The sequence below is a fragment of the Pseudomonas sp. BT76 TE3572 genome, assembly GCF_050435365.1.
Classification (GTDB): Bacteria; Pseudomonadota; Gammaproteobacteria; order Pseudomonadales; family Pseudomonadaceae; genus Aquipseudomonas; species Aquipseudomonas fluorescens_W.
On the sequence record NZ_JBNDKE010000001.1, the window covers coordinates 6648381 to 6674033 of the forward strand.

The window sequence follows — 25653 nt, forward strand, 5'->3', positions numbered from 1 at the left end:
CCTGTAGGAGTGAGCCCTGCTCGCGATGGCCGCGCCTCGGTCTTAAAGCGAAGCCAGCTCCGGCTCAGTTTCGGCAGCTTTCACCGCATTCAACTGGCGCATCTGCTCACAGCCCCACAACACCCGCTCCGGTGTCGCCGGTGCGTCGATTTTCGGTTGATGCTTGTAGTCGCCCAGGCTCGCCACGGCGTCCTTGATCGCACACCACGAGGCGATGCCGAGCATGAACGGCGGCTCACCCACAGCCTTGGAATGGAACACCGTGTCTTCCGGGTTCTTGCGGTTTTCCACCAGCTTCACCCGCAGGTCCAGCGGCATGTCCGCCACCGCCGGAATCTTGTAGCTGGCCGGGCCATTGGTCATCAGTTTGCCCTTGTTGTTCCACACCAGTTCTTCCATGGTCAGCCAGCCCATGCCCTGGATGAAACCACCCTCGACCTGACCAATGTCGATCGCCGGGTTCAGCGAGTCGCCGACGTCGTGGAGGATGTCGGTGCGCAGCATTTTGTACTCGCCGGTGAGGGTGTCGATGATCACCTCGCAGCACGCTGCGCCGAAGGCGTAGTAATAGAACGGCCGGCCCCGCGCCTGGCTACGGTCGTAGAAGATTTTCGGGGTCTTGTAGAACCCGGTGCTCGACAGCGACACCTGAGCGAAATACGCCTGCTGGATCAGCGCTTCGAAGGTCAGGATGTGATCGCGAACGCGTACATGACCGTTGTGGAATTCCACGTCCTCTTCGCTGACCTTGTACTGCCGCGCGGCAAATTCAACCAAGCGCTTCTTGATGATTTCCGCTGCGTTCTGTGCGGCTTTACCGTTCAGGTCGGCACCGCTGGAAGCGGCGGTCGGAGAGGTGTTCGGCACCTTGTCGGTGTTGGTCGCGGTGATCTGCACGCGGTCCATTTCCACCTGGAACACTTCGGCCACGACCTGCGCGACTTTGGTGTTCAGGCCCTGGCCCATTTCGGTGCCGCCATGGTTCAGGTGGATGCTGCCATCGGTGTAGACGTGGATCAGCGCACCGGCCTGGTTGAGGAAGCTGGCAGTGAAGGAAATACCGAATTTCACCGGGGTCAGCGCCAGGCCTTTTTTCAGGATCGGGCTGTTGGCGTTGTAGCGACGAATCGCTTCGCGGCGTTCGGCGTACTGGCAGCTTTCTTCCAGTTCGGCGGTCATTTCCTCGAGCATGTTGTGCTCGACGGTCTGGTAGTAATGGGTGACGTTGCGCTCGGTCTTGCCATAGTAGTTGGCCTTGCGCACCGCCAGCGGATCGAGGGCCAGATGACGGGCAATCGCATCCATCACTTCTTCGATGGCGACCATGCCTTGCGGGCCGCCGAAACCACGGTAAGCGGTGTTCGACGCGGTGTTGGTTTTGCAGCGGTGACCGTTGATGGTCGCGTCGCCCAGGTAGTACGAGTTGTCGGCGTGGAACATCGCGCGGTCGACAATCGACGCCGAGAGGTCCGGCGAGCAACCGCAGTTGCCGGCCAGTTCCAGGGCAATACCGTGCAGCCGACCGGTGCTGTCGAAGCCCACGTCGTATTCGACGTAGAACGGGTGACGTTTGCCGGTCATCAGCATGTCTTCGACCCGAGGCAGGCGCATTTTGGTCGGCTGGCCGGTGAGGTGCGCGATCACTGCGCACAGGCACGCCGGACTGGCAGCCTGGGTTTCCTTGCCGCCGAAACCACCGCCCATGCGGCGCATGTCGACGACGATTTTGTTCATCGACACATCGAGCACTTCGGCGACGAGCTTCTGCACTTCGGTGGGGTTCTGCGTCGAGCAGTAGACGATCATCCCGCCATCTTCAGTCGGCATCACCGAAGAGATCTGGGTTTCCAGATAGAAGTGTTCCTGGCCGCCGATGTGCAGCGTGCCTTGAATGCGGTGTTCGGCGGTGGCCAAGGCGCCGGCCGAATCACCGCGCTGATGGGTGTGGCTGTCGAGCACAAAGTGGCGTTTGCGCAGCGCTTCGACCACGTCCAGCACCGGTTCCAGATCTTCGTATTCGATGATCGCGGCCATCGCGGCTTTGCGAGCGGTTTCCAGGTCCTTCGCCGCAACGGCGAGCACCACTTGACCGACGAACTGGACGTCATCGATGGCCAGTAACGGATCGCCCGGCATCAGTGGACCGATGTCTTTCAGGCCCGGCACGTCTTTGTGGGTGATAGCGATGCGCACGCCGTCGAAGGCGTAACAAGGCTGGGTGTCGATGCTGATGATTTTCGCGTGGGCGCGGTCCGACAGGCGTGCGTAAACATGCAACTGGTTCGGAAATTCCAGCCGGTCGTCGATGTACTGCGCTTCACCGGACACGTGCTTGGCGGCGCTGTCGTGCTTGACGCTGCGGCCGACACCGGTGGTCAGGTCCTTGGCGAACAGTTCAGCCAGTTCGGCCTGGGTCTTCTCTACGGCGTGATGGTTAGACATAAGCGGTCACCCGAGTCTCGATGTGCGGTGTTTGCAGTTCGATGAAGTATTTACGCAGCAGGTTCTGCGCGCTGAGCAGGCGGTATTCCTTGCTGGCGCGGAAGTCCGAGAGTGGCGTGAAATCTTCGGCCAGTGCAGCGCAGGCGCGTTCGACGGTGTCGTTGTTCCAGGTGGCGCCGAGCAGAACGGCTTCACAGTTTTTTGCACGTTTCGGGATTGCGGCCATGCCGCCGAAGGCGACGCGGGCGTCGGCGATCACGCCGTTGTCGATGCGCAGGTTGAACGCGGCGCAGACAGCGGAAATGTCATCGTCCAGTCGCTTGGAGACTTTGTAGGCGCGGAACAGTTGTTCGGCGCTGGCACGCGGCACGATGATCTTTTCGATGAACTCGCTTTCCTGACGCGCGGTGACCCGGTAATCGATGAAGTAATCTTCCAGCGCCATCGTGCGGCGAACTTCGCCTTTGCACAAAACGATCTGCGCTCCGAGTGCAATCAGCAGGGGCGGGGAGTCACCGATCGGTGAGGCGTTGCCGATGTTGCCGCCGAGGGTGCCCTGGTTGCGGATCTGCAGGGAAGCAAAGCGTTGCAGCAATTCGCCGAAGTCCGGGTACTCGGTTTTCAAGGCCTCGTAGCAATCGGAGAGGGCGGTGGCAGCGCCGATTTCCAGGCGATCGTCGAAGCGCTCGATGCGCTTCATCTCGGCGACGTTGCCGACGTAGATCATCACCGGCAGGGTGCGGTGGAACTGCGTGACTTCCAGCGCCAGATCCGTGCCGCCGGCCAGCAGGCGAGCCTGTGGATAAGCGTCATAGAGGTCAGCCAGATCGGCGACGGTCAGCGGCACCAGGCAGCGCTTGTCGCCACTGTTGAGTTCGCCGATATCGGTAGGGGCAATGGCCTTCAGGCGAGCGATGGTGTCAGCTTCACGGGCGTCGAACTGGTCCGTTTGCTTGCCGCAGCAGGATTGTTCGGCGGCAGCCAGAATCGGCCGATAGCCGGTGCAGCGGCAGAGGTTGCCGGCCAGTGCTTCGTGAGCTTTATGAGCATCCGGTTGATCACTGTTCTTTTGCAGCGCGAACAGCGACATGACGAAGCCCGGCGTGCAGAAGCCGCATTGCGACCCGTGGCACTCGACCATGGCTTTCTGCACGCTGTGCAGTTCGCCTTGGTGCTTGAGGTCTTCAACGCTGATCAATTGTTTGCCGTGCAATGACGAAACGAACGTCAGGCACGAGTTGAGGCTGCGATAGCGAATGTGTTCGCGGCCATCGTCATCCGTTTGCAGCTCGCCAACCACCACGGTGCAGGCGCCGCAGTCACCGCTGGCGCAGCCTTCTTTGGTGCCGGGTTTGCCCACATGGTCGCGCAGATAATTGAGCACGGTCAGGTTTGGGTCCAGGGCGTGCTCGCTACGGAGTTCCTGGTTAAGTAAAAACTGGATCACGGAAGGCCTCGCAGACTCATTATTGTTGTTAACCGACTTGAACCGAATTTATCAGGTCTGACTTTGCGGTCAATGATTTTCTGACTTAAAGGTCAGGAAATAGCATTTTGTCGATCAACGACTCGTTCCTTTATTATTGACCCTCGCGGGATAGCCTGCTTTTTGCTGGATTCGTGCCAAAAACCGCCGAGTGGGCACTCCGCCATGACCCTTCATGTGCGCTACACTGCGCCGCTTGTGCAGATCGAAGAGTTTGAAGGACAACCATGACGTTCAAGGCGCCGGACAGCCTCGCCGAGCAAATTGCTCACCACCTCGCCGAACGCATCATTCGTGGCGAAATGAAGCCCGGGGAGCGCATCCAGGAACAGAAGGTCACGCAGGCCCTCAATGTCAGCCGCGGTTCGGTCCGTGAAGCCTTGCTGATCCTCGAGCGCCGCCACCTGATCGCGATCCTGCCGCGACGTGGCGCCCACGTGACCGAGCTCACGGTTCACAAGGTCCAGAGCCTGTGCACGCTGATGAGCGAGCTTTACATCCTGCTGGGTAATGCAGTGGCCAGCGGCTGGAAAGTCCAGGCCGACATGGCGCCATTCGTGCAAATCCAGCAGCGTCTGACCGCCAGCTACGAGCGCCAGGACATTCGCACCTTTGTCGACGACAGCTTCAGTGTGATGCGCGCCGCGTATCCGTTCGCCAACAACCCGTACTTGCAGGAAACCGTCGAGAATCTGCAGCCGGCCATGAGCCGCGCGTATTTCCTCGCCCTGGAACAGCGCAAGGCCTCGATGAGCGAGTTCCTCGAACTGTTCGAACGCTTGCTCGCCGCCGTGCTGGCCCGAGATTTTCCGCAGATCCGCATTGTGCTGACGGCGTATGCCCAGCGCAGCAGTGATCTGGTGGTTTCTGCCCTGACGGACGCTTAAGCGTGCGGCTAAAGTGCATCAAGCTGGCGGGGTTCAAATCCTTCGTCGACCCGACCACGGTGAACTTCCCCAGTAACATGGCGGCGGTGGTCGGGCCCAATGGTTGCGGCAAGTCGAACATCATCGACGCCGTGCGCTGGGTGATGGGCGAGAGTTCGGCCAAGAACCTGCGCGGCGAGTCGATGACCGACGTCATCTTCAACGGCTCGACCAGCCGTAAACCGGTGAGCCAGGCCAGCATCGAGCTGGTGTTCGATAACTCCGACGGCACCCTGCTCGGCGAATACGCGGCCTACGCGGAAATTTCCATTCGCCGCAAAGTGACCCGCGACAGCCAGACCACTTACTACCTCAACGGCACCAAGTGCCGCCGTCGCGATATCACCGACATCTTTCTGGGGACAGGCCTGGGCCCGCGCAGCTACTCGATTATTGAGCAGGGGATGATCTCCAAGCTGATCGAGTCGAAGCCCGAAGACCTGCGCAACTTCATTGAAGAAGCGGCAGGCATCTCCAAGTACAAGGAGCGCCGGCGCGAGACTGAAAACCGCATCCGCCGCACCCACGAAAACCTGGCCCGCCTGACCGACCTGCGCGAAGAGCTCGAGCGTCAGCTTGAACGCTTGTACCGCCAGGCCGAGGCCGCCAAGAAGTATCAGGAATACAAGGGCGAGGAGCGGCAGCTCAAGGCCCAACTGTCGGCCCTGCGCTGGCAGGCGTTGAATGAACAGGTCGGTCAGCGTGAAGCAGTCATCGGCAATCAGGAAGTCACCTTCGAAGCGTTGGTCGCCGAGCAGCGCAATGCCGATGCGGCGATTGAACGCTTGCGTGACGGGCACCACGACCTGTCCGAACGCTTCAATCTGGTGCAGGGGCGCTTCTATTCGGTCGGCGGCGACATCGCCCGGGTCGAGCAGAGTATTCAGCACGGTCAGCAGCGTTTGCGCCAATTGCAGGACGACCTGAAAGAAGCCGAGCGCGCGCGTCTGGAAACCGAGTCTCACTTGGGCCACGACCGTACCTTGCTGCTGACCCTGGGCGAAGAGCTGGACATGCTCACCCCCGAACAGGAAGTCACCAGCGCCGCCGCCGAAGAAGCGGCCGCCGCGCTGGAAGAATCCGAAACCACCATGCACGCCTGGCAAGAGCAGTGGGACACCTTCAACCTGACGGCCGCCGAACCGCGTCGCCAATCCGAAGTTCAGCAGTCGCGGATCCAGCAGCTGGAAACCAGTATGGAGCGACTGGCCGATCGTCAGAAGCGTCTGGGCGAAGAGCGCGCGTTGCTCTCGGCAGACCCGGAAGACGCGGCGATCATGGAGCTCAGCGAGCAATTGGCCGCGAGTGAAGCGACGCTGGAAGATTTGCAGGCCAGCGAAGAAGCCCAGGTCGAACGCCTCGAGCAACTGCGTCAGGAATTGCAACTGGCACTGCAAAATCAGCAGCAGGCTCAGGGCGATTTGCAGCGTCTGAACGGTCGCCTCGCTTCCCTTGAAGCCTTGCAGCAAGCCGCACTCGATCCCGGCACCGGCACCGCTGAATGGCTGCGCGAACAACATTTGGCGGACCGTCCGCGTCTGGCCGAAGGCCTGAAAGTTGAAGCTGGTTGGGAGCTGGCGGTGGAAACCGTGCTCGGTGCCGACCTGCAAGCGGTACTGGTGGATGACTTCGGCGATTTCGATCTGGCCGGCTTTACCCAGGGCGATTTGCGCTTGCTCAGCCCGGCCACTGATGGCGTGCGCGTGCCCGGCAGCTTGCTCGATAAAGTTGAAGCGCAGATCGATCTGGCGCCATGGTTAGGGCAGGTTAAACCGGTCGACAGCCTCGAACAGGCGTTGGCCCTGCGCAATCAATTGACCGCCGGCCAGAGCCTGATCAGCCGCGACGGTTACTGGGTCGGTCGGCACTTTTTGCGCGTGCGTCGGGCCAGCGAAGCGGAAAGCGGTGTGCTCGCCCGTGGTCAGGAAATCCAGCGTCTGGGCCTTGAGCGCGAAGAGCGCGAAGCCACGGTCGAAACCCTGGAAACCCAACTTCAGAATCTCAGGGCGCAACAGCGTCAGCAGGAAAACGGTCGCGAACATCTGCGCCGTCTGCTGCAAGACGAAGCGCGTCAGCAAGGCGAATTGAAAGCCCAGTTGTCCGCCGGTAAAGCCAAGGCCGAACAACTGACCTTGCGTCGTACACGACTGGACGAAGAACTCACCGAGTTGGCTGAGCAGCGGGCGCTGGAACACGAAAATATCGGCGAAGCGCGCCTGCAATTGCAGGAAGCCCTCGACAGCATGGCGCTGGACACCGAGCAGCGCGAGTTGCTGCTGGCCCAGCGCGACAGCTTGCGCGAGCGACTGGATCGGGTGCGGCAGGAAGCCCGGCAACACAAAGATCACGCGCATCAATTGGCGGTGCGTCTGGGCTCGCTCAAGGCGCAACACGACTCCACGCGTCAGGCGCTGGAACGTCTGGAAATGCAGTCCGAGCGCCTGACCGAGAAGCGCGAGCAGCTGAGTCTGAACCTGGAGGAGGGCGAGGCGCCGCTGGAAGAGTTGCGCCTCAAACTCGAAGAGTTGCTCGACAAGCGCATGACCGTCGACGAAGAACTCAAGACTGCACAGATCGCTCTGGAAGACGCTGATCGCGAATTGCGCGACGCAGAAAAACGTCGCAGTCAGGCGGAGCAGCAATCGCAATTGATTCGCGGCCAGATGGAAACCCAGCGCATGGAATGGCAAGCCCTGACCGTGCGCCGCAAGGCGCTCGAAGATCAGTTGCTGGAAGATGGCTACGATCTCCACGGTGTGCTCGCCACGCTGGTGGCCGAGGCCAACGAGAAAGACGCCGAAGAAGAACTCGAACGCATTGCCGCGCGTATTCAGCGCCTCGGTGCGATCAACCTGGCGGCCATCGACGAATACCAGCAACAATCCGAGCGTAAACGTTATCTGGATGCGCAGAACGACGATTTGGTCGAGGCGCTGGATACGCTCGAAAACGTGATTCGCAAGATCGATAAGGAAACCCGAAACCGCTTCAAAGATACCTTTGATCAGATCAATGGCGGTTTACAGGCCCTTTTCCCAAAAGTTTTCGGTGGAGGCCGCGCCTATTTGGAACTGACGGGCGAAGATCTACTCGATACAGGGGTAACGATCATGGCGCAGCCGCCAGGAAAGAAGAACAGCACCATCCATTTGCTCTCCGGTGGCGAAAAAGCCCTGACCGCATTGGCTCTGGTTTTTGCCATCTTCAAGTTGAATCCGGCGCCGTTCTGCATGCTCGATGAAGTTGACGCGCCATTGGATGACGCTAACGTTGGACGCTACGCACGGCTGGTCAAAGAGATGTCGCAGACGGTGCAGTTCATCTATATCACCCACAACAAGATCGCCATGGAAATGGCCGAGCAACTGATGGGGGTGACGATGCACGAACCGGGTTGCTCGCGTCTGGTGGCAGTGGATGTCGAGGAGGCGATGGCGATGGTGGATGCCTGAGTCGGCGCTTGTAGGAGAGGTATTATTGGGTTGTAGGACTTATTTACCTTCCCTGACTTGCTGGCCAATCGACATATTCGCGCAAGCCATAGTGACAGACGGTGTAAAGTTGCCTTTGGTCGTGCTAGTTTAATGTCAATTTTTCGTATACGTGGGCAAAACGCCTGTCAGAACATAGAGTTGGCGCCACGTTTTAAAGCGGTTTACGAGTTGTAAACCTCTTATTTTTCAGCATTTTTTATAGAGGCACGGGATTACATGGAAATCGGTCTGCGCGAGTGGCTGATCGTCATCGGCATTATTGTCATTGCCGGTATTCTTTTCGATGGCTGGCGTCGCATGCGCGGCGGCAAGGGGAAACTGAAATTCCGTCTCGACCGAAGTTTGTCCAACTTGCCGGACGAGGACACCAGCGCCGAGCTGTTGGGCCCGCCCCGCGTACTGGATACGCATAAAGAACCGCAACTGGACGAGCACGACCTGCCGTCGGTGAGCATGCCTGCCCGTGAGCCGCGTGAGTCGGGTTCCAAGCGCGGCAAGCGTGGTCATGGCGAGCCTTCGCAAGGCGACATGAACCTCAGTCTGGATCTGGACGGCGGCCCGAGCTTCAGCAGCCGTGACGACGATTTCCCGGATGACACCAAGGCTTCGAGTTCGACCAGCGACAGGGAACAACCGCAAGCCGAAGAAGTATTGGTGATCAGCGTGATCTGCCGCGACGCCGCCGGCTTCAAAGGCCCGGCGCTGTTGCAGAATATTCTGGAAAGCGGTCTGCGTTTCGGCGAGATGGACATCTTCCACCGCCACGAAAGCATGGCTGGCAATGGCGAAGTCCTGTTCTCGATGGCCAATGCGGTCAAGCCGGGCGTTTTCGATCTGGACGACATCGACCACTTCAGCACACCGGCAGTGAGCTTCTTCCTCGGTCTGCCAGGCCCGCGTCATCCGAAGCAAGCCTTCGATGTGATGGTGGCTGCGGCGCGCAAACTGTCCCAGGAGCTGAACGGCGAACTGAAAGACGACCAGCGCAGCGTGCTGACTGCCCAGACGATTGAGCATTACCGTCAGCGCATCGTTGAGTTCGAACGTCGCGCCCTGACCCAGAAGCGTTGATTCAAAAGGTTGTTCCCGCGCCGCGCGCGGGACGATCAGCAAAATAGATTGAGCAGCCTCGGCTGCTCTTTTGCTTTATGAGAGAACACCCATGACCGCCGCCAAAAACCGCATTCTAGAGCTGCGCGCTGAGCTGGATCAGCACAACTATCGCTACCACGTGCTGGACGAGCCGAGCATTCCGGACGCCGAATACGATCGGTTGTTCAACGAGCTCAAGGCCCTCGAAGCAGCCCATCCCGAATTGATCACCAGCGACTCGCCGACCCAGCGTGTCGGCAGTGCGGCGCTGTCGGCGTTCACTCAGGTGCGTCACGAAGTGCCAATGCTCAGCCTCGGCAACGCCTTCGAAGAAACCGACATGCGCGAGTTCGATCGTCGGGTGACTGAAGGTCTCGACCTGCCGGCCGGCGATTTGTTCGGTGGCGGCGCGGCGGTGGAATACAGCTGTGAACCCAAGCTCGATGGCCTGGCGGTCAGCTTGCTGTATCAGGACGGCGTGCTGGTGCGCGGCGCGACTCGCGGCGATGGCACCACCGGCGAAGACATCAGCGTCAACGTCCGTACCGTGCGCAACATTCCGCTCAAGCTGCACGGTACTGGCTGGCCGGCGACCCTGGAAGTGCGCGGCGAAGTGTTCATGTCCAAGGCCGGTTTCGAACGCCTCAACGCCACGCAGCTGGAAGTTGGCGGCAAGACCTTTGCCAATCCGCGCAACGCGGCGGCGGGCAGTTTGCGTCAGCTCGATTCGAAGATCACGGCCAACCGTCCGCTGGAGTTCTGCTGCTATGGCATCGGTCAGATTTCGGCCGATATTGCTGACACGCATATTGGCAATCTGCAGCAACTCAAAGCCTGGGGCATGCCGATCAGTCATGAGTTGAAACTGGCTCACGGCATTGATGAATGCCTGGATTACTACCGCGACATCGGTGAGCGCCGCAATTCGCTGCCCTACGAAATCGACGGCGTGGTGTTCAAGGTCAACAGCATTGCCTCTCAGCGTGAGCTGGGCTTCCGTGCCCGTGAACCGCGCTGGGCGATCGCGCACAAATTCCCTGCCATGGAAGAACTCACTGAATTGCTCGACGTGGAATTCCAGGTCGGCCGTACGGGTGCGGTAACACCCGTGGCGCGCTTGAAACCAGTCAAAGTGGCTGGCGTGACCGTGGCCAACGCGACGTTGCACAACATGGACGAAGTGGCGCGTCTGGGCCTGATGATCGGCGACACCGTGATCATTCGCCGCGCTGGCGATGTGATTCCGCAGGTGGTGCAAGTGGTCATCGAGCGTCGTCCGGACAATGCACGGCCAGTGCAGATTCCCGAGAAGTGCCCGGTTTGCGGCTCGCATGTCGAGCGCACGCAACTGGTCAAGCGCAGCAAAGGTCGCGAGACCGTCAGCGAAGGCGCGGTGTATCGCTGCGTTGGCCGTCTGGCCTGCGGTGCGCAACTCAAGCAGGCAATCATTCACTTCGTCTCCCGTCGCGCCATGGACATTGAAGGCCTGGGTGAGAAGAGCGTCGAGCAATTGGTGGATGAAGGTCTGGTCAATTCGCCGGCCGATCTGTACGCCCTGACGTTCGAGCAAATCGTCGATCTGGAAGGCTTTGCCGAACTGTCGAGCAAGAACCTGCTCAGCGCCATTGAAGACAGCAAGAAGCCGAGTCTGGCACGCTTCATCTACGCCCTCGGGATTCCCGATGTCGGCGAAGAGACGGCGAAGGTGCTGGCGCGTTCTCTCGGCTCGCTGGAGCGGGTTCAGCAGGCGTTGCCGCAAGTGCTCACGTACTTGCCGGACGTCGGCCTGGAAGTGGCTCACGAGATTCACAGCTTCTTTGAAGATGCGCATAACCAGCAGGTGATCAAGGACCTGCTCAAGCACGGCATGCAGATTCAGGATCAGGGTGCGCTGGGCGCCGAGTTTGCTGCCAGCACCACGTTGGGTGGTTTCCTCGACAAGTTGCACATTCCTTCGGTGGGGCCGGGTGGGGCGCAGAAACTGGCGGACAAGTTTGGTTCGCTTGAAGGGGTTTTCAGCGCCGACTGGCTGGATATGCGCCAGGCGCTGCCGGAAAAACAGGCCACTTCGGTTCGGGAGTTCTTTGCGGTTGCGCAACATCGTCAAATTGCTGAAGCCGCCGAGAAACAGCTGCGCGATTTTGGTATGCACTGGCAGAGCGAGAAGAAAGTCGTTGAAGGCTTGCCGCTGGCCGGGCAGACCTGGGTGCTGACCGGCTCGCTGGAGCTGATGAGCCGCGACATCGCCAAGGACAAACTTGAAAGCCTCGGTGCCAAGGTGGCGGGCTCGGTGTCGGCCAAGACTCATTGTGTGGTCGCCGGGCCGGGTGCAGGTTCCAAGTTGGCAAAGGCCAATGAGCTGGGGTTGAAGGTTCTGGATGAAGAGGCGTTTGTCGCTCGTCTGAAGGAATACAACATCTCGATCTAACCCGGGATCTGTGGCGAGGGAGCTTGCTCCCGCTGGAGCGCGAAGCGGTCCCTTGAGTCTTGGCGCCTGCTGCGCAGGCGAGCGGGAGCAAGCTCCCTCGCCACAACTGCGGAACGATCTTCGCACGGCAATGATCTAGTCTTGGCAAGCCCCAGGGAGAGATCGCCATGTACCGCTTCTTCGAACAGCTCAGTTCACGCATCGCTGCGCCCTTCATCGGCGAAAGCTCGCGTAACAGCAAGGTCTGGCAGTGCCGCTGTGGGCAGTCGCTGTTTTTTCGCAACAGCCAGTGCCTGGCGTGTTCGGCGGCGTTGGGTTATCAGCCGGAGCAGAGTCGCCTGTCGTCGCTTCGGCCCGGCTTGCAGGCTGATACCTGGTTGCTCGACGCCGATCCCGAAACCGGTGTCTTGCGCCGCTGCGCCAACCTCGATTCCCCGGCCGCGTGCAATTGGTTGTTGCCCGCCAATGACCACGATGCGTTATGCATCGCCTGTAGCCTGAACCACACCATCCCCGACCTGTCGATTGCCGAAAACCACGAACGCTGGCGCAAGGTCGAAACGGCCAAGCGGCGTCTGGTCGCACAGTTGGTCAGCCTGGGTTTACAGGTGATTCCCAAAACCGTGGACGAAGAGGCGGGCCTGGCTTTCGATTTCATCGGTGTCGACCTCGAAGGCAAGCCGCCCACCACTGGTCACGCCAACGGTTTGATCACCCTCGATATCAAAGAAGCCGACGACGCCCATCGCGAGCAGATTCGGGTGCAGATGCACGAACCTTATCGCACGCTGCTCGGGCATTTTCGGCATGAGGTCGGGCATTACTACTGGGATCGGTTGATCGCCAACAGCCATTGGCTGGAACCGTTCCGCAGCCTGTTCGGCGACGAGCGCGCCAGCTATGCCGACGCCCTCGAACGGCATTACCAGCAAGGCGCGCCGCTCGACTGGCAGCAACACAACGTCAGCGCCTACGCAACCATGCACCCGTGGGAGGATTGGGCCGAAACCTGGGCTCACTACTTGCACATGATGGACGCGGTGGATACGGCGCTGGGGTTCGGCATGAGCGCGCGGGAAATGGACTTCGACTACAAGCCATTTCCGGCCAGCACCCTCTACGACCCGCAGCATCCCGGCGGCGCGGCGTTCCTGTCATTCGTCAATGCGTGGATCGAACTGGCGGGCATGCTCAATGAACTGTCTCGCAGTATGGGGCAGCCGGATTTCTATCCGTTCGTCCTGCCGCCGGCAGTCATCGCCAAGCTGCACTTCATCCACCTGGTGATCCAGCAGGAGGGTGGCCGGGCGGATGAGGTGTTGCAGGCGCAGTAGCAAGTGCTTGAGCCCTCTCATATTTTTAATCCACCCGAACAGTTGTAACTTCGTCTCAGATAGGTACAATGGCGCGGCTCGCCGTCAGGTGAGCGTCGTTATGGTGACCCCATCGGTCCCCCCGCAACGATTACCCGTGAACCTGGTCAGATCCGGAAGGAAGCAGCCACAGCGGGAACATTGTGTGCCGGGGTGTGGCTGGTGGGGTTGCCTCCATAACGCAGCGCGAGTCCTCTCTCGCGTTATCTGTCTAAAAAATACATGCTTGTTGCTCTGCCATGGATTGTCCAGGGCGGTGTTTTTTCGTGTCCGGTTTTCAGGGCGAACACATAAAAGGAGGCCGGGCTGTCGAATGCGACGGCTCGGCCTCCTTTTTCATTTCCGGTACTAAGGCTTAGACAAGGCCTGGTCAACCGCTGCAATCAGCTTTCCCAGATCCTTCGGGGTGGCGTTATGTATGACACCGAACAGATACGCCCGCTGTTCATCTTCATCGCCTAAATCTGCGAAAAAGGCTTTCAGCTTCACACCCAGCACATCGGCAAGCAGGAACAAGGCTTCCACGCTGGGGGTGTAGGTACCGGTTTCGAAGCGGCTGATGGTTTTGGGGTCAAAACCGGTCTTTTCGCCGAGTTCAGCCTGAGTAAGCCCAGCGACCTTGCGGTAGCGCCGAATGGCCGCACCCAAACTTGAATTTTGCATCGCTTAATTCCCATTTAGAATCAAGAACTTAACGATAGATTTTTGCATTAGACAACTGCATGATCCATCACCTTGCTTTGCAAAATGTGATGCCTTTCGTAGAATCGCCGATCAAAATGGATATTTTGGGTCTTTAAGGTTAGTTGATCTCTGCTTTCAGGAGGTCATCAACCGCTGTTCATGGAGTGATATCGTGTTGCTGCGCATTACCTATAAAAACATCTCTTCCGGGCATCCTGCACTGGTCGAGCGGTATCACCGCTAGCCACAGCGAGCCTGACTCATGGATGAGAAATACCGCAGGGCCGTGGATGCTGCCGCGATTTTTTCCGAGACCGATCTGAGCGGCCGGATCACCCACGTCAACGATCAGTTCTGTACCGTGTCCGGCTATAGCCGCGAAGAACTGCTCGGGCAGAATCATCGTCTCCTCAACTCCGGTCTGCACTCCGCCGATTTCTTCGCGGCCATGTGGCGCACCATCGCTTTGGGCAAGGTCTGGAAAGGCGAGATTTGTAATCGCGCCAAGGACGGCAGCCTGTATTGGGTCGACAGCACCATGGTGCCGGTGCTCGATGACGCTACCGGGCGGGTTGACCGTTATCTTTCGATTCGTTTCGACATCAGCGAAAAACACCAATTGCTGCATTCACTGCAATGGCGGGTGGGGCATGACGTGCTGACCGGGCTGCCGAATCGCGCGTTCCTCTCGGATTTGCTGGATCAGGCGCTGGAGTTCTCCCGTCACGAAAACATCCCGCTGGCGGTATGCATGCTCGATCTCGACGGCTTCAAAGCGGTCAACGATGGCTACGGGCATGCCAGTGGCGATCTGCTGTTGGTCGAGGTGGCCAAGCGTTTGCGCGCCATTGTGCGCGGCGAAGATGTGGTGGCACGGTTGGCCGGTGACGAGTTTGTGCTGGTGTTGCGATATGTACGAGATCTGCCGGAACTGCGTGCGGCGTTGAACCGGGTGCTCGGCGCCATTTCGGCGCCGTACTTGCTGCATGGCAAGGGCGTCAATGTGTTTGCCAGTATCGGCGTCACCCTGTTCCCCCACGACAATCAAGATGCCGAAACATTGTTGCGTCATGCCGATCAGGCCATGTACGTGGCGAAACAAAGCGGTCGCAATCGCTTTCATTTGTTCGACGTGTCCCGGGATCAGGAGGTCAAGGCTACTCACCAGACCGTCGAGCGAGTGCGCCAGGCGCTGGCTGCCGGTGAGTTGCGTGTGCATTTCCAGCCCAAGGTGAACATGCGCCGTGGCGAGGTTATCGGCTTTCAGGCGTTGTTGCGTTGGGAGCATCCGCAACACGGTATGGTGCCGGCCCGGGAGTTTTTGCCGCTGGTGGAAGAAACGGACCTGATCATCGATATTGGTGAATGGGTGATGGATCAGGTCCTGTCGCAGGTGCACCATTGGCAGCAAGTGGGGCAGGGCTGGCCTGTCAGCATTCATATTGCGGCACGACATTTTCAGCGCGCGGATTTCGTCGACCGGCTCAAGCACGTGCTCGCCCGGCATGCCCAGGTGGCGCCGCAGATGCTCGATCTGGAAATCGTCGAGTCGGTGGCGATCGAAAATATTCAGCATGTCAGCGCCTGTTTACAGGCCTGCCAGGCGCTGGGGGTGCAGTTTTCATTGGGCAATTTTGGCACCGGTTATTCGTCCCTGAGCTACCTCAAACGTTTGCAAACCCAAACCATCAAGATCGACAAGTCGTTTGTGCGTGACATCCTTAAAGATCGGGATGATCTGGCCTTGACCAGGGCGGTCATTGGGCTGGCTCGGGCCTTTGGTCGGCAGGTGATCGCCGAAGGGCTGGAAAGTATCGAGCATGGTGAATTGCTGCTGCGACTGGGCTGCGAAGTTGCTCAAGGCTATTTCATTGCCCCGCCGATGCCGCCCGCAGAAGTAACGGGCTGGGTCAAAGGTTTTGTCGCGCCGCTGCAATGGCAGGTGTTGGAGCAGGCCGTCTGAACTCGGTCCATGTAACAGCCTCCGGCAGCTGCTACAGATCTGCGGGGCCGCCGATATACAGTCGAATGATGTCGTCGATTTCCCCGGACATTTTCATTCGCACCAAGGTGCGCAAAATGCGCTGCACGGGCACCTTGGGATCGTTGCGCACATAACAACCGACACTCTGCTCCTGCAAAACCGCCACGCCTTGCAGTTGCCGGTCAGGCAGCAGGCGCTGATTGAACCAGTCCAGCGTCCATTGATTGCTCACGGCGTAGTGATAGCGTCCGGCCAGGAGCTTTTCCAGCACCTGTTCCTGGTTGCGCGCGTCTTCGCGATACAGTCGGTCGGCGTCAAACAGCGGTTGCAGGGTCGGGTAGCTGTAGCCGAGTACCGTGCCGATGGCTTGTCGCGACAAGTCCGCAGGCGTCACTGACGTCAGCGGATCTGACCGGCTGATCAGCAGGTCGCGCTGAAACCAAAGTGGAATGCTCCAGATGTAGTCCCCGGACTGATTCGGCTGCCAGGACTGCGCCGCATAGCAGCGGATATCGACTTCGTCGTGCTCCATGGCGTTTTGCACTCGCGTGCGAGGCAGCACGTGAAATTCGGCTGGCACGCCGACCTGAGTCGCGAGGCTGACCATCACGTCGTGCAGGATGCCTTGGGTGGGGTGGCCGCGGTCCAGTTGCACCATTGGCATCGCCCAACTGTCGGGCACCACGAAGCGCAATGGCGGCTCGGCGCCAGCGACTTTCAGGCTGATTAACAGCAGTGCCCCCAAAACCAGCCGCATAAACGCTCCGGTGCTGATAAAACCCGAGCCGATAAAAGCCCCCCAAAGACCATCTTAGCCAGATTAGACGAGCGCACCGGATGCAATTTTGGCCTTGCTCCGCTAGCATTAGCCGCTTCTGTTCCTTCGTTGCGACGGTTTTCGATGAGTTATCAGGTTCTTGCACGTAAATGGCGTCCGCGCTCGTTCCGCGAAATGGTCGGCCAGACCCATGTGCTCAAGGCTCTGATCAATGCCTTGGACAGCCAGCGGCTGCACCACGCCTATCTGTTTACCGGTACCCGCGGGGTCGGCAAGACCACCATCGCGCGGATCATCGCCAAATGCCTGAACTGTGAAACAGGTATCACTTCAACGCCTTGCGGCGAGTGCTCGGTGTGCCGCGAGATCGATGAAGGCCGCTTCGTCGACCTGATCGAGATCGACGCCGCGAGCCGGACCAAGGTCGAAGACACCCGCGAACTGCTCGACAACGTGCAGTACGCGCCGAGCCGCGGGCGGTTCAAGGTCTACCTGATCGACGAAGTACACATGCTCTCCAGCCATTCCTTCAATGCGCTGTTGAAAACCCTTGAAGAGCCGCCGCCCTACGTCAAGTTCATCCTGGCGACCACCGATCCGCAGAAACTTCCTGCAACCATTCTTTCGCGGTGCCTGCAGTTCTCTCTGAAGAACATGACACCGGAGCGTGTGGTCGAGCATTTGACCCATGTGCTGGGTGTCGAGAACGTGCCGTTCGAAGACGACGCGCTCTGGCTGTTGGGCCGTGCTGCCGACGGTTCGATGCGCGACGCCATGAGCCTGACCGACCAGGCGATTGCCTTCGGTGAAGGCAAAGTCATGGCGGCCGACGTACGGGCGATGCTCGGCACGCTCGATCACGGCCAGGTCTACGACGTTCTGCATGCGCTGATCGAAGGCGACGCCAAGGCCTTGCTCGAAGCCGTCCGTCATCTGGCCGAGCAAGGCCCGGACTGGAACGGCGTACTCTCGGAAATTCTCAACGTGCTGCACCGTGTCGCCATCGCCCAGGCGCTGCCTGAAGGCGTTGACAACGGTCATGGCGACCGTGACCGGGTGCTGGCGCTGGCCCAGGCCTTGCCGGCAGAAGACGTGCAGTTTTATTACCAGATGGGCCTGATCGGTCGCCGCGACTTGCCGTTGGCGCCGGACCCGCGCGGTGGTTTCGAAATGGTGTTGCTGAGGATGCTCGCATTCCGTCCGGCAGACACCACGGACGCCCCGAGGCAACCGCTAAAGCCAGTGGGGATCAGCCAAGCCACAGTTGATTCCGCAAATTCAGTGGCTGCCGCGCCCGTTGTTGCGCCGGTAGTCGCTGCGGCAGTTGCACCCGTCGCGCCAGCGCCAGTTGCGGCGGTGGTTGCCCCAGTGCAAGCGCCCGAGCCTGAGCCGGTTGCGCCCGTCGTCGTGTCCGAGCCTGTGGTTGAGGCGGTAGCGGTCGAGGCCGTCGTCGATCTGCCGTGGAACGACCCGATCGAACCCGAGGTCGTTCAGCAACCCGCCGTCGAGCCGGTGCTGGAAACTGCCAGCGAACAACCCGAACTGGCGCCGATGCCGTTGCCGACCCCCGACAGCGTGGTGCCGGACGCACCAGAGTGGGCCGCTGCGCCGATTCCCGAGCCGTCGGTGGCCGAAGTCGATGCCGCGACGCCGGGCATGGACCTGGACGACGAGCCGCCGCTGGACGAGGACTATATCGAGCCAGACATCGAGTCGGCCTACAGCTACCTCGATGAACTGGCCAGCGAACACACCGCTGAGCCAACGCCAGAAGCCGAGCCTGAACCGGCCGCCATGCCGGCCACCGGTCTGGCGGCGCAATGGCTGGAGTTGTTCCCGAAACTGCCGATCTCCGGCATGACCGGCAGCATCGCCGCCAACTGCACGCTGATCGCCGTCGACGGTGACAACTGGCTGATGCACCTGGACCCGGCCCACAGCGCGCTGTTCAACGCGACTCAACAGCGTCGATTGAACGATGCGTTGAACCAGTTTCACGGGCGTACGCTGAACCTGAGCATGGAGCTGATCAAGCCCGAGCAGGAGACCCCGGCCCAGGCCGCGTCCCGGCGCCGTGCGAACCGTCAGCGCGAGGCCGAAGAGTCGATCCACGGTGATCCGTTCATCCAGCAAATGATGCAGCAGTTCGGTGCGGTGGTCCGTAACGATACTATTGAACCTGTCGAGACCCTGGTCACTCAGGGCTAATAACTGAAGGTGTTTGGCCGAATGGGCCGGGCGCTGTATTTATCCAAGTACTTTTGAGGTGATTCCCATGATGAAAGGTGGCATGGCCGGCCTGATGAAGCAGGCACAGCAGATGCAGGAAAAAATGGCCAAGATGCAGGAAGAGCTGGCCAACGCCGAAGTCACCGGTAAAGCCGGTGGCGATATGGTCACCGTGGTGATGACCGGTCGTCACGACGTCAAGCGCGTGACCATCGATCCAAGCCTGGTCGAAGGCTTGAGCGAAGACGACAAAGAGATGCTGGAGGCTGTGTTCGCCGCCGCCGTCAACGATGCCGTGCGCAAGATCGAAGCCAACAGCCAGGACAAAATGTCCGGCATGACCGCTGGCATGCAACTGCCACCGGGTATGAAACTGCCATTCTGATTCGCCAAAGCGCGTCGGATGGGCTACAAAAAAATGCCAGGCATCGCGCCTGGCATTTTTGTTTCTGCCGGGTTTTGTTAAACCCTGTGGCGAGGGAGCTTGCTCCCGCTGGGTCGCGAAGCGGCCCTCTTATCCCTAAGAGGAAGGGGACTGCTGCGCAGTCCAGCGGGAGCAAGCTCCCTCGCCACAATGAAAGGCAGAAACATCGAACGCCATACCATCACAAAGGTCTGCTCCCTATACCGCCGAATTCATCGATCAAAAGGAGAAGCTCACATGCCACAAGCATTGACCCTCAACCAACGTATCGTCCTGGCGTCCCGCCCGACAGGCGCGCCGACGCCGGAGAATTTCCGCCTGGAGCGCGTTGCGCTGCCGGACCTGGCCGACGGTCAGGTGCTGCTCAAGACCCTTTACCTGTCACTCGATCCCTACATGCGCGGACGCATGAGCGACGCGCCTTCGTACGCCGCACCGGTGGAAATCGGCGAGGTGATGACCGGTGGCGCTGTCAGTCGGGTCGAGCGCTCGCTGAATCCGAAATTCCATGAAGGTGATCTGGTGGTCGGTTCTACCGGTTGGCAGAGCCACAGCCTCAGCGACGGGCGCAACATCATTCCGGTGCCGTCCGGGCTGCCGAGCCCTTCAATGGCGTTGGGCGTGTTGGGCATGCCCGGAATGACCGCGTATATGGGCCTGATGGACATCGGCCAGCCAGAAGCCGGCGAAACCCTGGTGGTTGCGGCAGCGTCCGGGGCCGTGGGTTCTGTGGTCGGTCAGGTGGCGAAGATCAAGGGATTGCGCGTGGTCGGCGTGGCCGGTGGCGCGGACAAGTGCCGTTATGTGGTCGATGAGCTGGGTTTTGATGCTTGTATCGATCACAAGAGCCCGAACTTCGCCGAAGAATTGGCCAAGGCGTGCTCCGAAGGCATCGACATCTATTACGAAAACGTCGGCGGCAAGGTGTTCGATGCCGTGCTGCCGTTGCTCAATCCCAAGGCGCGAATTCCACTCTGCGGTTTGATCGCCTCCTACAACGCTCACGAAGCACCGACCGGCCCGGATCGTCTGCCGCAATTGCAGCGCACGCTGCTGACCAAGCGTGTGCGAATCCAGGGCTTCATCGTGTTCGACGACTACGGCGATCGTCAGCCGGAATTCGTCAGCGCCATGGCGCCGTGGGTGCGCGACGGCAAGGTGAAGTTCCGTGAAGACGTGGTCGATGGCCTGGAGCAGGCACCTGAAGCGTTCATCGGTCTGCTGGAAGGACGCAACTTTGGCAAACTGGTTGTGCGGGTCGCCCAGGACTGAGTAATTGACGCTAATCAGAGGCGCGGGTATAAACCGCGTCTCGTTGTTTTGTCGGACTTTTCCCCATGAGCTTCAGCCCTTTGATTCGCCAACTGATCGACGCCCTGCGAATTTTGCCAGGTGTGGGTCAGAAAACTGCCCAACGCATGGCGTTGCAGCTGCTCGAGCGTGATCGCAGCGGCGGCTCGCGACTGGCCCTGGCACTGAGCCAGGCCATGGAAGGGGTGGGTCACTGTCGGTTGTGTCGCACGCTGACCGAAGACGACCTCTGCCCGCAATGCGCCGATACCCGTCGCGACGACACCTTGCTCTGCGTGGTGGAAGGGCCGATGGACGTCTACGCGGTGGAGCAGACCGGTTTCCGTGGTCGCTACTTCGTGCTCAAGGGCCATCTGTCGCCACTCGACGGACTCGGCCCGGAAGCCATCGGTATTCCGCAACTGCTGGCGCGGATCGAAGAGGCGGGCACGTTCACCGAAGTCATTCTCGCGACCAACCCGACCGTGGAAGGTGAGGCGACAGCGCATTACATTGCCCAGTTGCTCAGCAATAAAGGCCTGATCGCCTCGCGCATTGCCCACGGCGTGCCATTGGGTGGCGAGCTGGAATTGGTGGATGGCGGGACGTTGGCGCATTCGTTTGCCGGGCGTAAGCCGATTGTTTTGTAGTGTCTGAACAGGTCCCTTCGCGGGCAAGCCTCGCTCCTACAGGTGTAACGTATTACCTGTAGGAGCGAGGCTTGCCCGCGAAGCAGGCGCCTCGGTTTAACTGACTAAACAATTCTATTGAAAACCAAGCAAGCGCTCGGTTAACTTCGCTGAACCTTCAGTGGAGTTCGCCGATGCCTGCCTTTCAGGAATACTTCGACCCCAGCCACCAATTGGTCCGCGACAGCGTCAGACGTTTCGTCGAGCGCGAGATCTTGCCGGACATCGACCAGTGGGAAGAAGCCGAAAGCTTTCCCCGCGAGCTCTACCTCAAGGCTGGTGCGGCGGGGATTCTGGGGATCGGTTATCCCGAAGCCTTGGGTGGCAGTCACGAAGGTGATCTGTTCGCCAAGGTCGCCGCCAGCGAAGAGCTGATGCGTTGTGGCTCCGGCGGTCTGGTGGCGGGGCTCGGCTCGCTGGACATCGGGCTGCCGCCGATACTCAAGTGGGCCAGGCCTGAGGTCCGCGATCGTGTTGTGCCTCAGGTGCTCGCCGGCGAGAAGATCAGCGCCCTTGCCGTGACCGAGCCCAGCGGCGGCTCCGACGTCGCCAACCTGCAAACCCGCGCCGTGCGTGACGGCGACTTTTACCGGGTCAGCGGCAGCAAAACCTTTATCACCAGTGGCGTCCGCGCAGATTTCTACACTGTCGCGGTGCGTACCGGTGCGCCGGGTTTCGGTGGCATCAGCCTGCTGTTGATCGAGAAGGGCACGCCTGGTTTCACCGTCGGTCGTCAGTTGAAGAAAATGGGTTGGTGGGCGTCGGACACTGCCGAACTGTTCTTCGACGATTGTCGGGTGCCGTCAGGAAATCTGATTGGCGGCGAAAACATGGGCTTCGCCTGCATCATGGGTAATTTCCAGAGCGAGCGCCTGGCGCTGGCGCTAATGGCCAACATGACCGCGCAACTGGCGTTGGAAGAGAGCCTGAAATGGGCTCGCCAACGTGAAGCGTTCGGTAAACCCATCGGCAAATTTCAGGTGCTCAAGCATCGCCTTGCCGAAATGGCCACGGCGCTGGAAGTGTCACGGGAATTCACCTACCGACAGGCGGCGAAAATGGCGGCGGGGCAGAGTGTGATCAAGGAGATTTCCATGGCCAAGAATTTTGCTACTGACACGGCTGATCGGATCACCACGGATGCGGTGCAGATTCTGGGTGGTCTCGGCTACATGCGTGAGAGCCTGGTGGAGCGGCTGTACCGCGATAACCGCATTCTTTCGATCGGAGGGGGGACGCGGGAAGTGATGAACGAGATCATCAGCAAACAGATGGGACTGTGACGAGTTGATCGTTCCCACGCGGAGCATGGGAACGATCTGTCAGGGGGTTACTTATCGCTCAACGCAAACTGCGTCAGGCAGAACGTAGGAATCCCCATATCCTCCAAGCGCTGCGACCCGCCCAATTCTGGCAAGTCAATGATCGCCGCCGCTTCGTGAACCCGCGCGCCCATGCGTCGAACCAGGTTCGCCGCTGCAATCAGTGTCCCGCCCGTGGCGATCAAGTCATCGAACATCACCACCGAATCGCCCTCGCACAGGCTGTCGGCGTGGACTTCGAGGAAGGCTTCGCCGTATTCAGTCGCATAACCCTCGGCCAGCACGTCGGCCGGCAGTTTGCCTTGCTTGCGGAACAGCACCAGCGGCTTGTTCAGCTGATAGGCCAGGACCGAACCGATCAGAAAACCACGCGCGTCCATCGCACCGATGTGGGTGAAGTCAGCCTCGACATAACGGTGGGCGAAGCTGTCCATCACCAGGCGCAGGGCCGTGGGCGACTGGAACAATGGGGTAATGTCGCGGAAGATCACGCCCGGCTTGGGAAAGTCGATCACAGGGCGGATGAGGGATTTGATGTCGAAGGAGTCGAAGACCATCGTCGAGGTGTCCTGGCAGGCTGCAAACGACGCAGTATAACGGCGGCTGAACCGTTTCGCTCAGCCACCATCGCCGAAATCAGCCGTCTAGCGAGCCGCCGGCCAGGGCGCAGAGTTGAATTGGGTCGAGGATATGGATTTCCTTGCCTTCAGCCGCGATCAGTTCGTTTTGCTGGAAACGCGTGAACACCCGGGACACGGTTTCCACCGCCAGGCCCAGGTAATTGCCGATTTCGTTGCGCGACATGCTCAGGCGGAACTGGTTGGCCGAGAAACCCCGGGCGCGGAAGCGGGCCGACAGGTTGACCAGGAACGTGGCGATGCGCTCGTCGGCGGTTTTTTTCGACAGCAGCAACATCATTTGCTGATCGTCGCGAATCTCTCGACTCATCACGCGCATCAACTGACGGCGCAGTTGCGGCAGTTGCACCGCCAGTTCGTCGAGGCGTTCGAACGGGATTTCACACACCGATGTGGTTTCCATGGCTTGCGCCGAGACCGGGTGTTTTTCGGTGTCCATGCCCGACAGGCCGACCAGTTCGCTCGGCAAGTGGAATCCGGTGAGTTGTTCTTCGCCGCCATCGCTCAGGCTGAAGGTCTTCAGGGCACCCGAGCGTACTGCATAAACGGAATCGAAGGTGTCGCCCTGGCGGAACAGGAATTCGCCCTTTTTCAGCGGGCGGCCACGTTTAACGATTTCGTCCAGCGCATCCATGTCTTCCAGATTCAAAGAAAGTGGCAAGCAGAGGGGGGCCAGGCTGCAATCCTTGCAATGGGCCTGACTATGAGCGCGCAGCTTTACTGGCTCGGACATTTCTTCAATCCTTGTGGGAAAAAACACACATAAGCCGTAAGGGTAACCCACGGGAGGACATTCAGGCACGCGGCGATTTTGTCGCAGGGTCGTAAAGTCAGCGTTTCGTAGACCGGCTGAGAGGTAATAGCTAGATCACCCGCGAAAACCGCTGGCGATTGTGCTGTTCCAGGTACGCGTCGAACACCATGCACACTGAACGCACCAGCAATCGTCCGGCGGGCAGTACGGTGATCCGTTGGTTATCAAGTTCGATCAGGCCGTCTTCGGCCATTCTCTGCAACTGTGGCCAAAGTTCGCCGAAGTAACCCTGAAAGTCGATGTTGAAGGCGTGTTCGATCTCGGCGAATTCCAGGCTGAAATGACAGATCAGTTGTTGGATGACCGCACGTCGCAGGCGGTCATCGGCGTTGCATAGCAGACCACGGCTGGTGGCCAGCTGCGCGCTGGCCAGCGTGTTCTGGTACTGATTCAGGTCGCTGCTGTTCTGGCAATACAAGTCGCCGATCTGACTGATGGCCGACACGCCAAGGCCAATCAGGTCGCAATGACCGTGGGTGGTGTAGCCCTGGAAGTTGCGTTGCAGGGTCGATTCTTCCTGGGCAATCGCCAGTTCATCGTCGGGCAGCGCGAAGTGGTCCATGCCGATGTAGCGGTAACCGGCCTGGGTCAGCTGCTCGATGGTGCCCTGGAGTATTTCCAGTTTTTGCGCCGGGGTCGGCAGTTCGTCGCTGTTGATTCGCCGTTGCGGCATGAAGCGTTCCGGCAGGTGCGCGTAGTTGAACACCGAGAGGCGGTCCGGTTGCAGGTTGATGACTTCATCGACGGTGCGGGCGAAATTCTCGGGTGTCTGCCTCGGCAGGCCGTAGATCAGGTCAATGTTGATCGAGCGAAACTGCAGCGTGCGGGAGGCGTCGATCACCGCGCGGGTTTCTTCCAGGCTTTGCAGGCGATTGACTGCCCGTTGCACCGCCGGGTCGAGGTCTTGCAGGCCGATACTGACCCGGTTGAAACCCAGTTCACGGAGCAGGCCCATGGTTGACCAGTCGGCTTCGCGAGGGTCGATTTCGATGCCGTAGTCGCCGGAATCGTCGTCCAGCAAGTTGAAGCTTTTGCGCAACTGGGCCATCAACTGGCGCAGTTCATCGTGACTGAGAAAGGTCGGGGTGCCGCCGCCGAAATGCAGTTGCTCGACTTTCTGCGCGGGGTCGAGGTGGCAGGCGATCAGCTGGATTTCCTGCTCAAGGCGCTGCAAATAGGACTGGGCCCGGCCGCGGTCCTTGGTGATGACTTTATTGCAGGCGCAGTAGTAGCAAATGTTCGCGCAGAACGGCACGTGCACATACAGCGATAACGGGCGCAGGGCTTTACGGCTATCGCGCAGGGCGTGAAACAGGTCGAACGTGCCGACCTGACCGTCGAATTGCACCGCGGTCGGGTAGGAGGTGTAGCGCGGTCCCGCCAGGTCGTAACGGCGGATCAGATCGGTATCCCAACGAATGGCGTCGAGCATCATGCGGGCATTCCCCCGGATAGGCTGGCAGTGTCAGCGAGTCTAGGGGGAGGCGGGGTGGGGCATCTTGATTTGCGTCAACGGTGGTTAGCGGGTGTGCCGCTTTTTGTGGCGAGGGAGCTTGCTCC

At 59.8% G+C, this 25653-nt stretch carries 18 protein-coding genes and 1 other RNA gene; 12 read left to right on the forward strand and 7 right to left on the reverse strand.

Translation table 11 applies throughout. The annotated features are described in order from the left end of the window. Positions 1 to 42: 42 nt before the first annotated feature. Positions 43 to 2442, reverse strand: coding sequence for a xanthine dehydrogenase molybdopterin binding subunit (xdhB, locus tag ABH912_RS30375; protein WP_429512542.1), 2400 nt, complete (start codon positions 2440 to 2442; stop codon positions 43 to 45). Beyond that, on the reverse strand, positions 2435 to 3889 hold the full coding sequence (gene xdhA, locus ABH912_RS30380) for a xanthine dehydrogenase small subunit (RefSeq protein ID WP_429512543.1): 1455 nt from the start codon (positions 3887 to 3889) through the stop codon (positions 2435 to 2437). The genes xdhB and xdhA overlap by 8 nt, the downstream gene beginning before the upstream one ends. Before the next feature lie 266 nt (positions 3890 to 4155). Between xdhA and ABH912_RS30385 the strand changes: the two genes are divergently transcribed. From ABH912_RS30385 to ffs, 6 genes are all read left to right on the forward strand, one after another. Then, positions 4156 to 4815 carry a GntR family transcriptional regulator gene (locus ABH912_RS30385; protein WP_033055671.1) on the forward strand — a complete coding sequence of 220 codons (660 nt, stop codon included), beginning with the start codon at positions 4156 to 4158 and terminating at the stop codon, positions 4813 to 4815. A gap of 2 nt (positions 4816 to 4817) precedes the next feature. Next, entirely contained in the window at positions 4818 to 8306 is a 3489-nt protein-coding gene (gene smc, locus ABH912_RS30390; RefSeq protein ID WP_033055670.1) for a chromosome segregation protein SMC, read from the forward strand. Between the two features lie 258 nt (positions 8307 to 8564). After that, complete coding sequence (gene zipA / locus ABH912_RS30395; RefSeq protein ID WP_033055669.1) at positions 8565 to 9419, forward strand: cell division protein ZipA; 855 nt, start codon at positions 8565 to 8567, stop codon at positions 9417 to 9419. Between the two features lie 91 nt (positions 9420 to 9510). Continuing rightward, positions 9511 to 11868 (forward strand): NAD-dependent DNA ligase LigA, encoded by a 2358-nt coding sequence (gene ligA, locus ABH912_RS30400; RefSeq protein WP_429512546.1) that lies wholly within the window; start codon positions 9511 to 9513, stop codon positions 11866 to 11868. 167 nt (positions 11869 to 12035) lie between these two features. Then, on the forward strand, positions 12036 to 13202 hold the full coding sequence (locus ABH912_RS30405) for a zinc-binding metallopeptidase family protein (RefSeq protein ID WP_429512548.1): 1167 nt from the start codon (positions 12036 to 12038) through the stop codon (positions 13200 to 13202). A gap of 110 nt (positions 13203 to 13312) precedes the next feature. After that, positions 13313 to 13409: signal recognition particle sRNA small type (ffs, locus tag ABH912_RS30410), an RNA gene on the forward strand. Between the two features lie 180 nt (positions 13410 to 13589). On the opposite strand, the gene ABH912_RS30415 is transcribed toward ffs, so the two are convergent. Continuing rightward, the gene (locus tag ABH912_RS30415; protein WP_429512549.1) at positions 13590 to 13904 is read right to left on the reverse strand and encodes a helix-turn-helix domain-containing protein; all 315 of its coding nucleotides are present in this window, start codon (positions 13902 to 13904) and stop codon (positions 13590 to 13592) included. A 283-nt stretch (positions 13905 to 14187) separates the two neighbouring features. Here ABH912_RS30415 and ABH912_RS30420 point away from each other — a divergent pair, with 283 nt between their 5' ends. Further along, complete coding sequence (locus ABH912_RS30420; RefSeq protein WP_429512551.1) at positions 14188 to 15888, forward strand: putative bifunctional diguanylate cyclase/phosphodiesterase; 1701 nt, start codon at positions 14188 to 14190, stop codon at positions 15886 to 15888. Positions 15889 to 15919: 31 nt separating this feature from the next. On the opposite strand, the gene ABH912_RS30425 is transcribed toward ABH912_RS30420, so the two are convergent. Further along, entirely contained in the window at positions 15920 to 16666 is a 747-nt protein-coding gene (locus ABH912_RS30425; protein WP_033055664.1) for a substrate-binding periplasmic protein, read from the reverse strand. Between the two features lie 144 nt (positions 16667 to 16810). On the opposite strand from ABH912_RS30425, the gene dnaX reads away from it, so the two are divergent. From dnaX to ABH912_RS30450, 5 genes are all read left to right on the forward strand, one after another. Continuing rightward, positions 16811 to 18895, forward strand: a complete 2085-nt coding sequence (gene dnaX / locus ABH912_RS30430) for a DNA polymerase III subunit gamma/tau (RefSeq protein WP_033055663.1) — start codon at positions 16811 to 16813, stop codon at positions 18893 to 18895. Between the two features lie 67 nt (positions 18896 to 18962). After that, complete coding sequence (locus tag ABH912_RS30435) at positions 18963 to 19301, forward strand: YbaB/EbfC family nucleoid-associated protein (protein WP_008028561.1); 339 nt, start codon at positions 18963 to 18965, stop codon at positions 19299 to 19301. A gap of 276 nt (positions 19302 to 19577) precedes the next feature. Next, positions 19578 to 20612 carry an NADP-dependent oxidoreductase gene (locus tag ABH912_RS30440; RefSeq protein ID WP_033055662.1) on the forward strand — a complete coding sequence of 345 codons (1035 nt, stop codon included), beginning with the start codon at positions 19578 to 19580 and terminating at the stop codon, positions 20610 to 20612. A 65-nt stretch (positions 20613 to 20677) separates the two neighbouring features. Beyond that, positions 20678 to 21280 carry a recombination mediator RecR gene (gene recR / locus ABH912_RS30445; protein WP_046047871.1) on the forward strand — a complete coding sequence of 201 codons (603 nt, stop codon included), beginning with the start codon at positions 20678 to 20680 and terminating at the stop codon, positions 21278 to 21280. 173 nt (positions 21281 to 21453) lie between these two features. Next, a complete protein-coding gene (locus ABH912_RS30450; protein ID WP_429512555.1) occupies positions 21454 to 22602 on the forward strand; it encodes an acyl-CoA dehydrogenase family protein in 1149 nt (382 codons plus the stop codon). A 47-nt stretch (positions 22603 to 22649) separates the two neighbouring features. On the opposite strand, the gene ABH912_RS30455 is transcribed toward ABH912_RS30450, so the two are convergent. The 3 genes from ABH912_RS30455 to hemN form a co-directional block, all read right to left on the reverse strand. After that, positions 22650 to 23198, reverse strand: coding sequence for an adenine phosphoribosyltransferase (locus ABH912_RS30455; protein ID WP_008146813.1), 549 nt, complete (start codon positions 23196 to 23198; stop codon positions 22650 to 22652). Between the two features lie 79 nt (positions 23199 to 23277). Beyond that, positions 23278 to 24012: a fumarate/nitrate reduction transcriptional regulator Fnr gene (fnr, locus tag ABH912_RS30460; protein ID WP_033055658.1), complete on the reverse strand. Its 735-nt coding sequence runs from the start codon at positions 24010 to 24012 to the stop codon at positions 23278 to 23280. 130 nt (positions 24013 to 24142) lie between these two features. Continuing rightward, positions 24143 to 25525: an oxygen-independent coproporphyrinogen III oxidase gene (gene hemN, locus ABH912_RS30465; RefSeq protein WP_429513179.1), complete on the reverse strand. Its 1383-nt coding sequence runs from the start codon at positions 25523 to 25525 to the stop codon at positions 24143 to 24145. Positions 25526 to 25653 lie beyond the last annotated feature (128 nt).